Genomic DNA, 16,512 nt, shown 5'->3' on the forward strand with positions numbered 1-16,512 from the left:
GTCATGTTATAGTAACGGCCTGTTTTTTCTGAACCGCCGGATTGCCATGCGCCTCCCCCCGCTTTCGCTCTACATTCACATTCCCTGGTGCGTCCGCAAATGCCCCTACTGCGATTTCAACTCGCACCAGGCCGGTGACTCCCTGCCCGAGGCAGAGTATGTCGCCGCCCTGGGGGCCGACCTGGCCGCCGAGGCTGATTTGGCTCAGGGGCGCGCCATCCAGACGGTGTTTTTCGGCGGCGGCACGCCGAGCCTGTTTTCCGCCGAGGCGATTGGTCGGATTCTGGAAACCGTCGATCAGGCGGTGGGGCTGGCCTCCGATGCGGAGATTACCCTGGAAGCCAACCCCGGCACCTTCGAGCAGGCGCGCTTCAGTGCCTATCGCCGCGCCGGGGTGAACCGGCTGTCCATCGGGGTGCAGAGTTTCCAGGCCGAGCAATTACACAAGCTGGGACGTATTCACGGTCGCGATGAAGCGCTGGCCGCCGTGGCCATGGCACGCCAGGCCGGCTTCGACAATATCAACCTCGACCTGATGCACGGGCTACCTGAGCAGACCACCGCGGCCGCCTGTGCCGACCTGCAGCAGGCCATTGAACTGGCCCCCGAGCACCTGTCTTGGTACCAGTTGACCATCGAGCCCAACACCCATTTTTACAGTGCACCACCGCTGTTGCCGGTGGAGGATACCCTGGCCGATATCCAGCAGGCCGGCGAAGCCCTGCTGGCCGAGGCGGGCTACGGCCAGTATGAGGTGTCCGCCTACTGCCAGCCCGGCAAGCCCGCCCGGCACAACCTCAACTACTGGACCTATGGGGATTATCTGGGCATCGGTGCCGGCGCCCACGGGAAAGTGACCCATCCCGAGCGCGGCGACATCACCCGGCGCTGGAAAACCCGCTTACCCGCTCACTACCTTGAGCGGGCCGCCGCTGCACCGACCACGACCCCGAACGCGGAGCACCCGATGCTCGCCGGGCAGGAGACCCTCAAGCCCGAGGACCTGCCACTGGATTACCTGCTCAATGCTCTGCGCCTGAACGAGGGCGTACCGGCGCAAGCATTCGAGGCGTACACCGGTGTCCCTTTGTCCAGACTCGACCCGGCCTGGCGCGAACTGGAGCGCAAGGGACTGGTACACCCCAAAGACGAGCGCCTGTGTACCACCGACCTCGGGCGCCAGTTTCTCAACGACGTATTGGCCGCTTTTTAGTGTTTCATTCTGCTAGCGGCTGCTGTCGGCTTCCAGGGCTTTGATCTGCTGATAGATCCCCTCGGCCTCTTCGGTCAATAAAGAGTAGGTTTTGATATCGCCACTGCGCTGGGCGAGCATGGCGTCCTTGAGGCGCTGTTCGTAGGCTTTCTGCAACTTTTTTCGGGGGTCTGACTTGAGCCAGCTCAACATGGTGGGTCACTCCTGAAGTTGATAGTGTGACCAGTGTACGTGCCCTTTGCCCAAACGGACGAACCCTGATGGGCAGCGCGGCCAATAGGAACTGGTGATTTTTCGTATCAGAGACTATGATACCGGTTACAGATCGACCTCTGATAATAGTAATAACGGACCGACTCCATGACTCATACCATCAATCACGCCAGACTGCTGTTTTGGTCATTCACCGTCGCGCTGGGCGGCTTCCTGTTCGGGTTTGATACCGCCGTCATTTCCGGCGCGGAACAGGCCATCCAGGCACAGTGGGCGCTGTCGGATGCCCTGATCGGCCTGATGGTCTCATCGGCGTTGGCCGGCACGGTCATCGGTGCCATCTTTGGCGGCATTCCCTGCGACCGTTACGGGCGCAAAATAACCCTGTTCTGGATCGGAGTCCTGTATCTGGTCTCGGCGCTCGGTTCGGCCCTCGCCCCCGATGTCTACAGCCTGATGCTGTTCCGCTTTCTTGGCGGGCTCGGCGTGGGCGCCTCCTCGGTGGCCGCTCCGGTGTATATCTCTGAAATCGCCCCCACCGGCCTGCGCGGTCGCCTGACCGCCATGTTTCAGTTCAACCTGGTGTTCGGCATCCTGTGCGCCTACCTGTCCAACTATGGTGTGGCCAGTGCCGGGGGCGACTGGCGCATCATGCTGGGCGTGGAAGTGGTGCCCGCTCTGCTGTTTGTGATTCTGATTCTGTTTGTGCCCCGCAGCCCCCGCTGGCTGATCACCCGGCGCGGCGCCCACGACGAAGCCCGCCGAGTGCTCACGATGATCGACCCCAGTCGAGTCGAACAGGCCCTGGCTGAGATTGAGCACAGCCACAAACAGAAGGCGCAGGGCAGCGAGCTCCGGGAGTTTCTGTCCGGCCGTTATCGCTGGCCGATTCTGCTCGCCTTTCTGTTTGCGTTTTTCAATCAGGTGTCCGGCATCAACGCGGTGATCTATTACGCGCCGCGCATTTTTTCCATGGCGGGCATGGAGAGCAGTGCCGCGCTATTGTCCTCCGCCGGACTCGGGCTGGTGAACCTGGTCTTTACCCTGATCGGGCTGGCGCTGATCGACCGTTTCGGGCGGCGCTTTCTCATGTACATCGGCTCCTTTGGCTACATTCTGTCACTGACCAGCCTGGCCCTGATCTTTCATCTGGAGGCGTTCGGCGGCAGCCTGGTGCCGCTGCTGATTTTCGTGTTCATCGCCTCCCATGCAATCGGTCAGGGCGCCTGCATCTGGGTCTTTATTGCCGAGATCTTCCCCAACAGCGTCCGGGGTTACGGCATGTCCCTGGGCTCGGGCACTCACTGGGTATTTGCCGCCCTGGTCGCGTTCAGCTTTCCGTATTTTGCCGGCACCCTCGGCGGGGCACCGCTATTTGCTTTCTTCGCCGTCATGATGGTGCTGCAACTGCTGTTCGTGCGCTACCTGATGCCCGAGACCAAAGGTGTTTCACTGGAGGACCTGGAGGTCCAACTCAGTCAAAAGCGGTAACCGGCCAGGGGGCGAAGTGCTACACTTAGTGCGAGCGCTTCGCCCACTCTGCCAGTGACCGACCTTCATGCTGCGACTGATTCGCTACACACGCGAAAACCCCATCGCCACCCGCCTGCTCGGGCTGATCATCCTGAGCAGCTCGGCCATCACCCTGGTGGCCATCCTGATGCAACTCTACTCAAGCTTTCACGACGATCTGTCGGCACTGGAAGAGCGCCTGGATCAGGTCCGCGTCAGCACCCTGGCGAGCATCACCAAAAGCCTGTGGGGTTTTGACCAGGATCAGTTGTCGATTCAGATCGACAGTGTGCTGGATGTAGAGGACGTGGTGCAGGTGAGCGTTTCCTGGCGCGACTGGAATAACGCCGAGCAGACTCTGATCGAGTACAAGGAGGGCACGACTCAGGCGGACATTGAAGCGCGTCCCAACCAGTACCTGATCAAGGAATACCCCCTGGTCTATCAGGACGAAAGCACGCCCCGGCAAGAGCTGGGCACCCTGCAGATTACCGCCAGCCTGACCAACATCTATGACCGACTTTGGCAACGCACGCTGTTTATTGCGGGTGTGCAGGGCACCAAAACCCTGATCATTTCGTTTTTCATACTGTGGTTGGTGTACACTCTGCTGACCCGCCATATGGAAACCATCGCCCACTACGCCCGTCAGCTCCACCTGGATAATCTGACCACCCCCTTGCGCCTGAAACGCATCAAGCCGGATGACAACCCCGACGAGCTGGACAATGTCGTGGAGGCGATCAATCACATGCGGGAAACGCTGCTCGAGGATATCGAGCAGCGTCAGGCGATGGAGCTGGCGCTCCTGCACGAGCGGGAGGAGAAGGCCCGCAACGAGCGCCAGAAGTTGGCCGCCGAAGATGCCAACCGGGCCAAGAGCCAGTTTCTGGCCACCATGAGCCACGAAATCCGCACCCCCATGAACGGGGTGATCGGCATGTTGGACATGCTGCGGGACACGCCCCTGAACGACAACCAGAAACACTACCTGGATGTGATTCACCGCTCCGGGGAAACCCTGCTGGAAATCATCAACGACATCCTCGATTACTCGAAAATCGAGGCGGGCAAAATGCAGCTCGAAGTGGCCGCCTTTGATCTGGAGGACCTGATTGAAGACTGCCTGCGCCTGTTTGGTGCAACCGCCAACAAGCAGGGTATCGAACTGATGGGGGGCGTGGACCCGGATGTTCCCCGCAAACTCAAAGGCGACCCGACCCGGCTGCGCCAGATTCTGATCAACCTGCTTGGCAATGCCTTCAAGTTCACCAACAAGGGACACATTGTGCTGGAAGTCTGCCGGGCCGAGGACTATACCGACGAGCAACCGCGGCTGATGTTTTCCATCCAGGATACCGGCATCGGGATTGCGCGCTCCGCGCAGACCCACCTGTTTGATTCCTTCAATCAGGAAGACACGTCAACCACCCGGCAATACGGCGGCACTGGCCTAGGTCTCGCCATCTGTAAAAGCCTGGCTGAATTGATGGGCGGCACCATCGGTGTCGAGAGCGAGAAGGGACGGGGCGCCCGCTTCTGGTTCACGGCCGCGTTCGAATCCATGCCCGACCGCCAGAGGGCACAGGAAGAAAAAGCGCTGGCCATACTCAATGGACGCCGATTGCTGTTTGTCGACCCCAGCCCACGCCTGGGGGACTTCCTCGCCCGCCACTGCAAACGTTGGGGTATGACCCTGGACTGCATTGCGTCCGGGGCCGACGCCATCGCTCGGCTACACGGGATGAACGAGCAGAACAAAGCCATCGATTTTATTGCCATCGGCAGTCAGCTTGATGACATGGAGGGCATTGCGCTAGCCGAGCAGCTCAAGCACGATTCGATCGCGCGGAACATTCCTCGACTGCTGCTCGATGCGGGGGAACTCGGCGCCGAGCCCGAGAACCTGGCGAACCTGGGCATTCACAGTGTGCTGCACAAACCGTTTTCGGCCCGCAGCCTACGCCGCCGGCTGATCAGCATGCTGGGCGAAAACCTGGAGGATGAGAACACCCAGGCGCCGACGCCCACCGACTATCAGCAATTCGCCCACCTGAGAGTGCTGGTGGCTGAAGACAATGCCGTCAACCGGATGGTGATCAAAGGATTACTGGGCAAGATGGGTATCGACGCGCGGCTGGTGGAAGACGGGCTTGCCGCCTATGAGGCCGCCTGCCGGGGGAGCTACGACCTGATCCTGATGGATTGCGAGATGCCGGAAATGGATGGCTTTGAAGCCACCCGCAGCATCCGCGAGCACGAACGCCACCACAATCGTCCGGCCATTCCCATTGTGGCGTTGACCGCCCACGCCCTGCAGGAGCACCGCGAAGAGGTGTTCGCTTCGGGCATGAATCACTATCTGGGCAAACCCATCACCCTGGCAAAGCTGTATCAGACGTTTGAAAAAATGGGCCTGAACCGGCACGGCAGAGAGACCTGAATCCATCGAGGGCCCGCTACTTGGGCATGGCCACTTCCGGGCGGTGCACCTCACCGGGCGTGACCGACTCCTCGGCCATTTTTTCCCGGGCCCACTGCTGATCCTCCCGATCGGCGTCCAGCCCTTCTTGCGGCCGTGCGTTCGGGCGATAGACCAGACGCACCAACACCGGAAAGTGATCTGAACCAAAGGCCGGCAAACGCTGCAACTCTTCCAACACAAAGTGCTCGCTGTGAAACAGGTGATCCAGAGGCCAGCGCAACAGCGGAACCTTGGCGTGAAAGCTGTTGCACATGCCCCGCCCGATACGTGGATCCAACAGGCCACTGATTTTGCGGAACAGGCGGGTGGTCGCGGACCAGGCCACATCGTTCAGGTCGCCGGTCACAATCACCGGAGAATCGCTTTCCGCCACACTGCGACCCACCACCAGCAGCTCCGCATCGCGCTCCGAGGAGGTTTCATTCTCGGTCGGGCTCGGCGGCGCCGGATGCAGGCAATGCACCACAATTCGTCCACCGGAGGGCAACAACACTTCGGCGTGCATGGACGGTACATCGTCTTCCACCAGAAACTGAATCGCCACATTCTCCAGCGGATAGCGGGAGTAGACGTGCATACCGTAGAGATTATCGAGGGGGCACTTGATGGTGTAGGCATAATCCGTTTCGAGGACATCGAGCTGTTGCTGCCACCAGCGGTCGGACTCCAGGGTCACCAGCAGGTCAGGTTGATGCTCCTTCACCAGAGACAGCAATCGCTGGGCCTGGCGATTGGGCGTGAGGACATTGGCGGTCATGATGGCGATGCGATTGGCCCGATCCGACTCACTCAACGAACCCACGCCGCGAACCTCTTTGGGATGCAGGCGGGTGTAGGGCAGGATCCACCAGGCGTGATAGGCGAAACAGGCCGCGCTGATCAACGCCATTGCCCCGCTTTGCCCGGCGTCCAAAGGTGGCAACCCCCAGGGCAGCAGCACCAGCAACAAGGCTAACAAGGCCAGCTGTAAACGCGGAAAATCCAGCCCCCGAATCCACCAGCGATCGTGCCGCAACACGGGCAGAACGGTCAGCAGTACCAACAGCGTCACCGCCACCCACAGGCTTGCCAGCATGATTGAATCCCTTTGTTAGCCTCAATAGTGCGATGAGCCTAAGCGATCCACGGCATGCTGGCAAGGTAGCGGGTCTCAGCGTTTAACGGGCCTGCTCCAGGAGCGGTTTCAACCGCCCATAGCGCACAAACCCGAGCACCAGTAGCGACCAGAGAGCATTGCGTTTTGAGGCGGCACGATTCAACATAGGTTTGCGATACGGCAGCAATCCGGTTAACCGTTAGGGCTACTGGATGCCGGCCAGGCTCTCAACTCTCCCCAACCGACCCAGCCCATGACCGACACGGCCGATTACACTTTCCCGCCCATTGGCATCATTCGCTCCCCCTTTGTGGAGAAGTTCGGCATTCCGCGCCAACCGGGCCTGGCCCCCGCAGTCCGGGCCCAACTCGAACTGCTGCCTCCGTACAACGACCCTCAGGCGCTGGCGGGGCTGGAGCACTGCTCGCACCTGTGGCTGCAGTTTGTGTTTCACCGCCCTCCGAGCGACCAGTGGCGCCCCCGGGTCCGCCCGCCGCGCCTGGGCGGTAACCGCAGTCTGGGCGTATTCGCCACCCGCTCGCCCCTGCGCCCCAACCCCATCGGATTGTCGGTGGTGAAGCTGGAGGGGGTGAAGCAGCAAGGCGGCCGGTTGTGGCTGGAGCTGTCGGGCATTGACCTGCTCGATGGCACGCCGGTGCTGGATATAAAACCCTATGTACCCTACACAGATTCGCTGCCGGAGGCGGAGAACCGCTTTGCGGATACCGCCCCGGAGTGGGTGGAGGTGGTGTTCATGCCGGAGGCGGAGGCCGGGTGCCGGGTTTTGGGTGCTCGCACGGGTGAGGACTGGGAGGCGCTCGTGCGCCAGATCCTGCAACAGGACCCCCGCCCCCAATACCAGAAGCCGGACCCGACCCGACGCTACGGTATGACTCTCAAAGACGCCGAGGTGCGCTGGTTTTACCAACCTGACGACAGCGGCAACCACCGACTGATTGTCACAGAAGTCCTTCCGCACTGATCCCATTCCTTGCGTAGGGCGCGGTAAGCGTGAAGCGCGCACCCGCCGTAAAGACTCGTGAGGCTCCTGAACTTCGTAACTACGGCTGCGGGAGAGCATACCCTTACGAGACACGCCGTGAACCCATCCATGGGGGCTCATCACCCGCCATCCAGGCGGGTGACGGTCTCGTAAGGGTATGCCCTCCCTCCGCTGTGCCCGCTTCACGTTTCGGGAAATAGCGGCGTAGGGCGGATAAGCGAAACGCATCCGCCGTCACCCGTCATCGAGCCCCTCGAAAACGTCACGTGTAATGACGGCGGGTCTCGAAGAGGTATAACCCACGGCAGGCCGGACTGGATCGAACCCACCTATGCGGGAACTTGTGGTATTATGCGGGCCCTTTTTCATCCCCTCCCCCGCAGGGTCAATGCCAACCCGAATCCGCTGAGGTGACTGCGTTCATGAGCAAAAAGTCATTGGACAAAAGCAAGATCAAGTTTCTGTTGCTGGAAGGTGTCCACCAATCCGCCGTTGACACCCTCAATGCCGCCGGCTACACCAACATCGACTACCTCAAGACCGCGCTGGCTGAAGACGAGCTGATCGAGCGCATCAAAGATGCCCACTTCGTCGGCCTGCGTTCACGCACCCAGCTGACCCGCAAGGTGTTTGAAAACGCCAATAAGCTGATCGCGGCGGGCTGCTTCTGCATTGGCACCAACCAGGTTGACCTCAAGGCCGCTCAGGAACACGGCGTGGCGGTCTTCAACGCGCCCTACTCCAACACCCGCTCGGTGGCCGAGCTGGTGCTGGCCGAAGCCATTCTGCTGTTGCGCGGGATTCCCGAGAAAAATGCCGTGTGCCATCGCGGTGGCTGGCAGAAGTCGGCCGTGGGTTCCTACGAGATTCGAGGCAAGACTCTGGGCATTATCGGCTATGGCTCCATCGGCAGTCAGTTGAGCGTACTGGCCGAGAGCCTGGGTATGAACGTCTGCTTCTATGATGTCATTCCCAAGCTGCCGCTGGGCAATGCCACCCAGATGCGCAGCCTGAACGAGCTGCTCAACCACGCCGATATCGTCAGCCTGCACGTGCCGGAAACCGGCTCAACCAAAAACATGATTGGCGCCGAACAGCTCGAGCAGATGAAGCCCGGCTCCATCCTGATCAACGCCTCGCGCGGTACGGTGATTGATATCGACGCGCTGGCCGAGGCGGTCAAGGCAGATAAGCTGGCCGGCGCGGCCATTGATGTCTTTCCGGTGGAGCCCAAAGGTAACGACGACGAGTTTGTCAGCCCGTTGCGCGGCCTGGATAACGTCCTTCTGACCCCCCACATCGGCGGCTCGACGGTGGAAGCCCAGCAGAATATTGGGGTGGAAGTGGCCGAGAAGCTGATCATGTACTCGGACAACGGTACCACCACCAGCTCGGTCAACTTCCCGGAAGTGGCGCTACCCGGACACCCGGACGCGCACCGCCTGTTGCACGTGCACGGCAACGTACCGGGCGTGATGTCGGCGATCAACCGGATTTTCTCGGACAATCAGATCAACATCGCCGCCCAGTATCTGCAGACCAACGAGAAGGTCGGCTACGTGGTAGTGGACATCTACTCGCCCTACAGCCCGGAAGTGCTCAAGCAACTGCGGGAGATTGAAGGGACCATCCGCTGTCGGGTGCTGTTCTGAACTGGCACCTCCAAAGCCCTGTAGGTCGGATTAGCGAAGCGTAATCCGACCTACAGGAAGAAGAACCGTTCGACCGCGGCGAAGGCCGGGTCGCGGTACTCGGGCGTCTCGTTCACCAGATGGTGACGGGCGCCCTCCAGCATTTCCACTCTCAGGTTAGGCAACTTGCGGCCGATCTGCTGCAAGTTGTACTGCCAATCCACGGTGTCATCCCCGGTGCCCTGCACCATCAATAGTTCATCATTGCGTACCGGCCAACTCCGGAAGACCTCGTCCCAACGTTTCATGGCGCCCACCCAGTCGACACTCAGGCGTCGGTACTGCAGCGGGTCCTCGGATGCCAGAAAGCGATTGAAGTCCGTATCATGGGAGCTATCGATAAACGTCCGGGGAATCTCCCGCACCCAGCGGTGCAGCAGCGCGTAGAGCCACCGGCTGAGCCCCCAGCCGCGCGGCAGCACCAGAGGCGCGAACAGGGCGGTACGGCCGGTCAGGGCGTTCCCATGGCGCCAGAGGTGGTTAAGCAGCGTGGCGCCTCCCATGCTCTGCCCCAGAGCACATCGCGTCGGGCCGAACAGGTGGCGGGAGCGCTCCAGCAGCTGCTGCAGGACATCGGCATAGCGATCAAAGCTGTCAATCACCAGGCGCGGCCCCGAGCTCAAGCCGTGGCCGGGCTGATCATAGGTGAGAACCGACAGGTTATGCCTGAGCGCAAATCGCACCGCATGAACGTACAGTGCCGAGTGATCGAAATACCCATGCACGATACTCAGATGACCCCGTGGCTGCGGAGGTAGCCAATAATGGCAGGCTATGTCCCACTGATCCACGCGGACCCGCCCAACGCCCTGAGCCACGTCAGGAAATTCAGCCGCCAAATCCAGCCCGTAGTGCCTTAAATAAGCCCGAGTGGTCGCATCGCCGACATTGGCTCCATCTTCCGCGGGATCAAACGCAAGATAGGGCAAAATTTCGGGCAGCTCTGAAAAATCCGGGGCGGATTTGGATAAGGTCACGGACGAGGCTCCTTTAAGGGACACTGGCACCAAATTCTGGCTGCCGGGCGGTATAAACACAACCCTGAGACAACCGCTGTTAGTCTATAAGACAAGATCCTGATTCGATCCGCTCGGTTGCTCAATGGTGGGAAATATGACAGATTAGAGCCTGTATGCCACCAGAATAATCAAGGTCCCCTACCCCAACTCCATGAAAGATTATATTTTCAATATCCACGACGTCATATTGATGATGACCGTCGCCGAGAGCATACTCCTGGCACTGCTCCAGGCCGCCATGCCCGCACAAAACCGGCTGTACGGGCGCCTTTTGAGCGCTTTCCTGTTGGTCATTGCCACAGGCTCCGCAACCACCCTGATCCTCTGGAACGATCAGGTCCACATTGGACCGACCGTTGACCAGTACTGGATTCCTTACTTCCTTATGGCCGCTCTCATGCTCAAAGGGCCGGCACTGTACCTGTATGTAGCCTCCATTACCCGCGCCCAGTTTACGCTCCGCCCCACTCACTTGGTGCACCTGGCGCCGGCGCTCGTGACCTGTCTGATCATGGCCCTGTTTGCCATAGACAGTAATGACCTCCGTCACCTCTGGGCCATGGGCGATGAGCAGCCGGAGAGGCTGGTCACTTTCCTCTGGGATTCCGCCAAGCTGGTTCCGCTGGTCTATTCCTTCGCTGCCGTGGCGCTCGTGCAACGATACCGCTCCGAGCTCAAGGACGAATACTCCCACTTCTCCAGTACCGAGCCGCGCTGGTTGAACATTCTGACCCTGGGATTTTTCGCCAGTTGGACCTGGACGATGATCGTCCACATTCTGGCAAAGTACACTTCTCCGGAAACCGCAGACTACCTCGGAATTGCCGATAACTACATTACCTTTATCCTGATCAATGGCCTGTTTACCTACAGCCTGATATACGCCCACCAATTGCTTGAAACACGAGCCGAGGAAACCCGTGCACCGGCTGAGGATAAACCCTCGGAATCGGCTATCGACCGGGTGAAGGCCGCGATGGAAACCGACAAGATCTATCTGCAGCAGAACCTCAACATTGAGCAGTTCTCGGCTCGCCTGGATCTTCCGGTAAAAGAGGTTTCTTCAGTGATCAACAAACACTTTGGGACCAACTTTTTCGAGTTCATCAATACCTACCGGGTGGAGGAGGCCAAGCGACTGTTGGCCGACCCGAAAGCCACAGAAAAAACCATTCTGGATATTCTGTTGGAGTCCGGGTTCAACAGCAAGTCCGCTTTTCACCGGTTCTTCAAGCGCCTGACGGGCATGTCCCCTTCCGAGTACCGCAAAGACAAGGGTGCTCACTAAACCTGAACAACAGGCAAAAAAAAGCCGCTCTTGATGAGCGGCTTTTTTTCATCTGAGCAAAGCGTTATTCGGCCAGCTCCCAGCGGATACTATCCAGCCGGAACACCACATTGCTCTGCTGACCCGAAACGGGCCACAGGCTGAAGGGCGTATTGACACGACTGATGATAAAGCCCGAACCCGACGTCAAGTCCGCGATGGATACCGATACGGTATGCCACTCACCGTCGTTCTGCAGCGGTACCGACAGCTCATTCGAGGTACACGGATAAATGCAGTCAGCCTTGACGAGGAAACCATCAGTGTTGTTTCCGGCATCCACCACCTTCAGATCAAACACGAGGTTCCCGCCAGCGTATGCACTCAGATCCTGCGGGTCCGTTGACTGAATGTACATGGTACCGAAACCGCTGGCCCCGAAGGCTATTTCCAGGACGTCGCCGCGATCACCGTCAGATACGGTGGTAGAGGTGATGCTCTGACCCCCTTCAACATAGAAGTCCACGCCCGGATCCGTCCAGAGTGCATCCAGACTACCGTCGACAAACACATCGACCGCCTCGGTGCCTTCAGGCGCCGTGCCATCCAGTTTCGGATTGACGCTACAGGACGGGCCAAAGCAGGTCACACGGATGTTGTTCAGCTGCACGTGGGCGGTACCGCTACTCAGCTCAAGAACGAAGGGCGCATTGATGTCACTGTAGTTGACCTGACCCGCCGGATCGGCATTGCCGACAAAATCCGAAAACCGGACCGAAACGCTTTGCCACTCGCCTGCGGGCGGCAGTTCAATGTCGCGCGAGCTGACGTTGGGCCATACACTGTCGAGCTTGACGCTCAGTGTGGCGTCCTCACTCGCGTCGATCACCCGCATATCAAACGTAATACCGCTGAGCTCTTCATTGAGTGAAAAACTGAAACCGTCCTCGACGTAGTCGACACTGGTCATGTCACCCGACAGCAGGAACACATTGCTCAGGCCGTTAAACTGGACATCCCAGACGGTCTGGTCATCCACCTGAAGCGCCGTGTCGACAACCAGGTTTCCAGCGGTTTCTTGCCACTGCCCCGGAACCAGCGTGTTGCTTACCTCGGTATCAAACACTGAAAAGTTCAGCGTTGCCGGGCCGTTTTCATACAGGGCAAACTCCTTTTCGGTGCCTCCCGTGCCCTCTACATCCTCGGCATTCTCATCGATCCAGGCGCACCCCTTGCCAGTATCGGGATCAACATCACACTGATAAACGCGAACATAGTCGACAACCATTTCCTGAGGGAAAGTGGTCGTATCATCCGGCGCACCGGGCCAGTTTCCACCGACGGCGACGTTCATGATCAGGTGAAACATTTCGTCGAACGGAGAAGCCGGGTTACCAGTCTCAAAGCCTTCGTCTTGCCCCTGCCAGGAGAGAGTAAACCAATCATCAGCCGTCTGGGTCGCAAAATGTACATCATCGACATACCAACGGATTTCACCCTCCTCCCACTCGATCGCGTAAGTGTGGAAGTTTTCCCAGATCGGCTCTGCGGGCGTAAAACTGGCTCCGCTGTTGAGGTTGTTCGGCCAGGGACGACCGTAGTGTAGGGTGCCATGGACATCATTCTCGCCGCTGGCATTGGTATTCACCGCTTCGAAAATATCGATCTCGCCACTGAGCGGCCAGTCTCCGTAAACCCACTCCGTCGGCAGCATCCAGATGGCGGGCCACAGACCTTGCCCCTGAGGCGTCTTGGCGTTGATTTCGATTCGCCCGTATTTCCAGTCCGCCTTGTTCTTCGTGCGCAGGCGGGCCGAGGTGTAGTCACGGGTAACCGAGGTGTCATCAGGATCGTACGCCGGGTCATCATCGAAAACGGCTGGGCCGCTATGGGTTTCCTGCCGGGCAACGATGTGCAGATGGCCGTCCGCCACATAACTGTTTTCTTCGCGCGCCGTGTAACACTGCAGCTCATTGTTACCACCGCCGGCGCAGTTCACTTCGTGAGACCAGTTGTCGGTATTGATCGAGTCACCGTCAAACTCGTCGCTCCAGACCAGCGTCCAGTCTTCGCTGACACCGCTGGCGGTGCTGCTGGAACTGTCACTGCTGACGGAAGAGGAGGAAGAACTGGAGGAACTGACGCTGCTGCTTGAGTTATCCGGAGTGTCATCGGAGTCACTGCCACAGCCGGCGATCGCCAATAGCGCCATACCCAGGCCGATGACTGGATAATTTACTGTTTTCATAAACACCTCATTATTATCATTGATGTTCCGCTTGGCCCGGGAGCCGATCGCCCCGGGCTAAGCGTTCAGTGCGCCATGCACTGGGTTTATGGGCAGAGTCCCTCGCCCTCGTACTGCATTTCCAGACGAACGTTGTAGAGCTTGACCTGCAACTCTCCGGCCGTGCTCATATAGAAAGGTGACAACACCATCGACGGATCCACGCCGGCCTCAACCAGGCAGCTCAGATCAATCGACAGGGTCTGCCAGCTGTTCTCTTCGGCACTGGCCAACCACTCGGTGATATCCACGTTGGCGACGCAGTCCTGGCCACAGCGCATGCCCAGAGCCACTGCTGAAGTGGGCGCCTTGACCACATTTACGTCCAGACGCAGATGGGCTTCTCCGGCATAGGCACTCAGATCCACCCGCCCGGAAGAGCGCAGGGCGACTTCCGCAGGGCCCGCACCGGTCCAGCGAACGGCCCGGCTGTCTTCCTGGACCAGGCGGTCGACCGACTGGATTTCAATACCGGGCAGCTTCGCGCCACTACCGGTGACCACACGGGCCCGTTCAGTGACATCGCTGAGCACCCACTGCCAAGGCTCCATCGGACGGTTTTCAAACAGCGGCAACACAGTCTGCGCTTCGGATTCGGTCAGGCCACTGTCTTCCGAGAGCGGCTCCAGATTGCCTTCATCGGCGTAAGTCAGACCATAGCCATAGGGGAACTGGGCCGTTTGACCGTCGCCCTGATTCAGCGGCGTCTGGTCGGCACGGGCCGGCCAGGAAAACGACAGCTTGCCGCTAAAGTCGTGACGCGGCTGACCCTCTGCATCGGCGACCAGCACATCGGCCACGCCGACACCTTCAGAGCCGGGCAACCAGGCCACCACAAAGGCATCCGAGGCATTGATTTCCGGGTTGACCCAGAGCGGACGACCGGTCAGGAATACCGAGACCACCGGAATGCCCTCATCGCGCAGGCGCTTGAGCAAGGCCAGGTCAGCCTTGGGTTCATAGTCCACATCGGCGCGGTCGCCCTGCATTTCCGCATAGGGGTCTTCACCGAACACAACGACGGCCACGTCCGGCTTCTCGTCGAAGTTTCCGTCCACATCGAGTTCGACGGATCCGCCGGCAGCGGTCACCGCCTCGGCAATCCCATCGTAAATTGAGCTGGCTCCGGGGAAGTCGTCATTTTCATTGCCCGTGCCCTGCCAGGTCAGCGTCCAACCGCCGGCCTGCTTACCGATGTTGTCCGCGCCATCGCCGGCCACCAGAATGCGCTGGGTCGGATTCAGCGGCAGCAGACCGTTCTGATTTTTGAGCAATACCAGACTTTCACGCACGGCCTGACGGGCGACCGCCCGGTGTTCATCGGCACCGATCAGGTCTTCACGTCCGGCGTAGTGCCGCTCTGAAGGTTTGGCTTTTTCGAACATACCGGCGCGGAACTTGACCCGCAGGATCCGGCGTACCGCATCATTCAGACGCTCTTCGGAAATCTCGCCGGACTTAACCTGGGCAACGGTATTGGCGTGCAGAGCCCGCCACTGATCCGGAACCATAAATATATCCAGACCGGCGTTCACCGCTTCAGGACAGGAATCCTGCCGGCAACCATCGACAAACTCGTGGCCATTCCAGTCACCCACGATCAGACCGTCAAAACCCATTCGCTGCTTGAGCACTTCATTCATCAGGTAACCGTGGCCGTGCAGTTTTTTGCCCTGCCAGCTGCTGAACGAGGCCATGACGGTCTGGACACCCGCATCCAGGGCACCGAAGTAACCCGTGCCGTGCACATCGCGCAATTCCAGTTCTGAGAAGGGTGCATCGCCGCGGTCGATCCCGCCCTCGGTGCCGCCGTCGGCAATATAGTGTTTGGCCGTGGCCAGCACCCGGCCCTGACCGAAGAATTCGTCGGTGTTTGCCCGCCCCTGAAGACCTTCCACCATGGCTTTGCCGTAGTCGTAAAGGATTTCCGGATCTTCGGCGTAGGCCTCATAGGTGCGGCCCCAGCGATCGTCCCGGGCCACGGCCAGGGTCGGCGCGAAGTTCCAGTCCAGCCCCGTGATGGCAACTTCCCGGGCGGTAACCGTGCCAATTTCGCGGATCAGGTCCGGATTGCGGGTGGCCCCGAGACCGATGTTATGGGGGAAGAGAGTAGCGCCCTTGACGTTGTTGTGACCGTGTACGGCATCGGTGGCCCAGACAATGGGAATGGCGGCAAAACCATCGCTATCGTCCATGGACGCCTCATAGAAACCGTCCGCCAGTGCCAGCCAGTCGTCGGCCGTGGCATTCTTGTCACCGCCGGGGAAGGAACCGCCGCCGTTGAGAATCGAGCCCAAGTGGTAGCGCTTGACGTCTTCCGGCGTCACATTGCGCAGTTCCGGCTGGATCATCTGGCCCACTTTCTCTTCGACGGACATGCGAGCCAACAGCGCATCAATCTCCGGCTCGTACGCCATCGGATCGGCCAGGGGCGTCGGATGCTCCGGCCATAGGTCGTCGCCAGTGGCGCTTTCGGATGGGTTGTCGTTGGTGGGGCCGTTACACCCCACCAGAACGGCCAGGGCCAAGGGGGCCCAAAGGGTCAGGGACTTCTTCATTGTCGGTCTCGCTGTTATTCGTATGGGGAAAAAAGGCTCCGGGGTCGCCCACGCGGAGCCAAGCTTTTTCAAGGAGAGTCAGAGCGACGCATAACAACCACTTACCAATAAGCAATTCTCAGTGCACAACGTCGATCGATAACACGGACGAGTCCCACGCTCGCCCGT

General features: G+C 59.6%; 11 protein-coding genes. 6 read left to right on the forward strand and 5 right to left on the reverse strand.

Going from position 1 to position 16,512, the window contains the following annotated elements:
- The first annotated feature begins 46 nt into the window (after positions 1 to 46).
- On the forward strand, positions 47 to 1,213 hold the full coding sequence (gene hemW, locus EDC38_RS10475) for a radical SAM family heme chaperone HemW (protein ID WP_123638462.1): 1,167 nt from the start codon (positions 47 to 49) through the stop codon (positions 1,211 to 1,213).
- Between the two features lie 12 nt (positions 1,214 to 1,225).
- Here the strand turns inward: hemW and EDC38_RS10480 are convergent, their stop codons facing one another.
- On the reverse strand, positions 1,226 to 1,405 hold the full coding sequence (locus tag EDC38_RS10480; protein ID WP_024461446.1) for a DUF6435 family protein: 180 nt from the start codon (positions 1,403 to 1,405) through the stop codon (positions 1,226 to 1,228).
- 168 nt (positions 1,406 to 1,573) lie between these two features.
- Here EDC38_RS10480 and EDC38_RS10485 point away from each other — a divergent pair, with 168 nt between their 5' ends.
- Positions 1,574 to 2,917, forward strand: coding sequence for a sugar porter family MFS transporter (locus EDC38_RS10485; protein ID WP_123638463.1), 1,344 nt, complete (start codon positions 1,574 to 1,576; stop codon positions 2,915 to 2,917).
- Between the two features lie 67 nt (positions 2,918 to 2,984).
- Positions 2,985 to 5,381: a response regulator gene (locus tag EDC38_RS10490; RefSeq protein WP_123638464.1), complete on the forward strand. Its 2,397-nt coding sequence runs from the start codon at positions 2,985 to 2,987 to the stop codon at positions 5,379 to 5,381.
- Between the two features lie 16 nt (positions 5,382 to 5,397).
- Here EDC38_RS10490 and EDC38_RS10495 read toward each other — a convergent pair whose 3' ends face one another.
- Entirely contained in the window at positions 5,398 to 6,498 is a 1,101-nt protein-coding gene (locus EDC38_RS10495) for an endonuclease/exonuclease/phosphatase family protein (RefSeq protein WP_123638465.1), read from the reverse strand.
- A 274-nt stretch (positions 6,499 to 6,772) separates the two neighbouring features.
- On the opposite strand from EDC38_RS10495, the gene tsaA reads away from it, so the two are divergent.
- Together tsaA and serA are read left to right on the forward strand one after the other, a co-directional pair.
- A complete protein-coding gene (gene tsaA, locus EDC38_RS10500) occupies positions 6,773 to 7,501 on the forward strand; it encodes a tRNA (N6-threonylcarbamoyladenosine(37)-N6)-methyltransferase TrmO (RefSeq protein WP_123638466.1) in 729 nt (242 codons plus the stop codon).
- Positions 7,502 to 7,944: 443 nt separating this feature from the next.
- Entirely contained in the window at positions 7,945 to 9,174 is a 1,230-nt protein-coding gene (serA, locus tag EDC38_RS10505) for a phosphoglycerate dehydrogenase (RefSeq protein ID WP_123638467.1), read from the forward strand.
- 50 nt (positions 9,175 to 9,224) lie between these two features.
- On the opposite strand, the gene EDC38_RS10510 is transcribed toward serA, so the two are convergent.
- Positions 9,225 to 10,190, reverse strand: coding sequence for an alpha/beta hydrolase (locus EDC38_RS10510; protein WP_170162891.1), 966 nt, complete (start codon positions 10,188 to 10,190; stop codon positions 9,225 to 9,227).
- A gap of 193 nt (positions 10,191 to 10,383) precedes the next feature.
- On the opposite strand from EDC38_RS10510, the gene EDC38_RS10515 reads away from it, so the two are divergent.
- The gene (locus tag EDC38_RS10515; protein WP_123638469.1) at positions 10,384 to 11,520 is read left to right on the forward strand and encodes an AraC family transcriptional regulator; all 1,137 of its coding nucleotides are present in this window, start codon (positions 10,384 to 10,386) and stop codon (positions 11,518 to 11,520) included.
- A gap of 64 nt (positions 11,521 to 11,584) precedes the next feature.
- Here the strand turns inward: EDC38_RS10515 and EDC38_RS10520 are convergent, their stop codons facing one another.
- The gene (locus EDC38_RS10520) at positions 11,585 to 13,747 is read right to left on the reverse strand and encodes a glycoside hydrolase family 16 protein (RefSeq protein ID WP_170162892.1); all 2,163 of its coding nucleotides are present in this window, start codon (positions 13,745 to 13,747) and stop codon (positions 11,585 to 11,587) included.
- An 86-nt stretch (positions 13,748 to 13,833) separates the two neighbouring features.
- Positions 13,834 to 16,344: a glycoside hydrolase family 3 N-terminal domain-containing protein gene (locus tag EDC38_RS10525; protein ID WP_123638470.1), complete on the reverse strand. Its 2,511-nt coding sequence runs from the start codon at positions 16,342 to 16,344 to the stop codon at positions 13,834 to 13,836.
- Between the last annotated feature and the right edge of the window lie 168 nt (positions 16,345 to 16,512).

This window comes from Marinimicrobium koreense (assembly GCF_003762925.1).
In the GTDB taxonomy this organism is placed as follows: Bacteria; Pseudomonadota; Gammaproteobacteria; order Pseudomonadales; family Cellvibrionaceae; genus Marinimicrobium; species Marinimicrobium koreense.

Excerpts from the sequence above, each read along its gene's own strand:
- tsaA (WP_123638466.1), top strand. The coding sequence starts at position 6,773 with ATGACCGACACGGCCGATTACACTTTCCCGCCCATTGGCATCATTCGC.
- EDC38_RS10525 (WP_123638470.1), bottom strand. The coding sequence starts at position 16,344 with ATGAAGAAGTCCCTGACCCTTTGGGCCCCCTTGGCCCTGGCCGTTCTG.
- serA (WP_123638467.1), top strand. The coding sequence starts at position 7,945 with ATGAGCAAAAAGTCATTGGACAAAAGCAAGATCAAGTTTCTGTTGCTG.
- EDC38_RS10495 (WP_123638465.1), bottom strand. The coding sequence starts at position 6,498 with ATGCTGGCAAGCCTGTGGGTGGCGGTGACGCTGTTGGTACTGCTGACC.
- EDC38_RS10485 (WP_123638463.1), top strand. The coding sequence starts at position 1,574 with ATGACTCATACCATCAATCACGCCAGACTGCTGTTTTGGTCATTCACC.
- EDC38_RS10490 (WP_123638464.1), top strand. The coding sequence starts at position 2,985 with ATGCTGCGACTGATTCGCTACACACGCGAAAACCCCATCGCCACCCGC.
- hemW (WP_123638462.1), top strand. The coding sequence starts at position 47 with ATGCGCCTCCCCCCGCTTTCGCTCTACATTCACATTCCCTGGTGCGTC.
- EDC38_RS10480 (WP_024461446.1), bottom strand. The coding sequence starts at position 1,405 with ATGTTGAGCTGGCTCAAGTCAGACCCCCGAAAAAAGTTGCAGAAAGCC.
- EDC38_RS10515 (WP_123638469.1), top strand. The coding sequence starts at position 10,384 with ATGAAAGATTATATTTTCAATATCCACGACGTCATATTGATGATGACC.
- EDC38_RS10520 (WP_170162892.1), bottom strand. The coding sequence starts at position 13,747 with ATGAAAACAGTAAATTATCCAGTCATCGGCCTGGGTATGGCGCTATTG.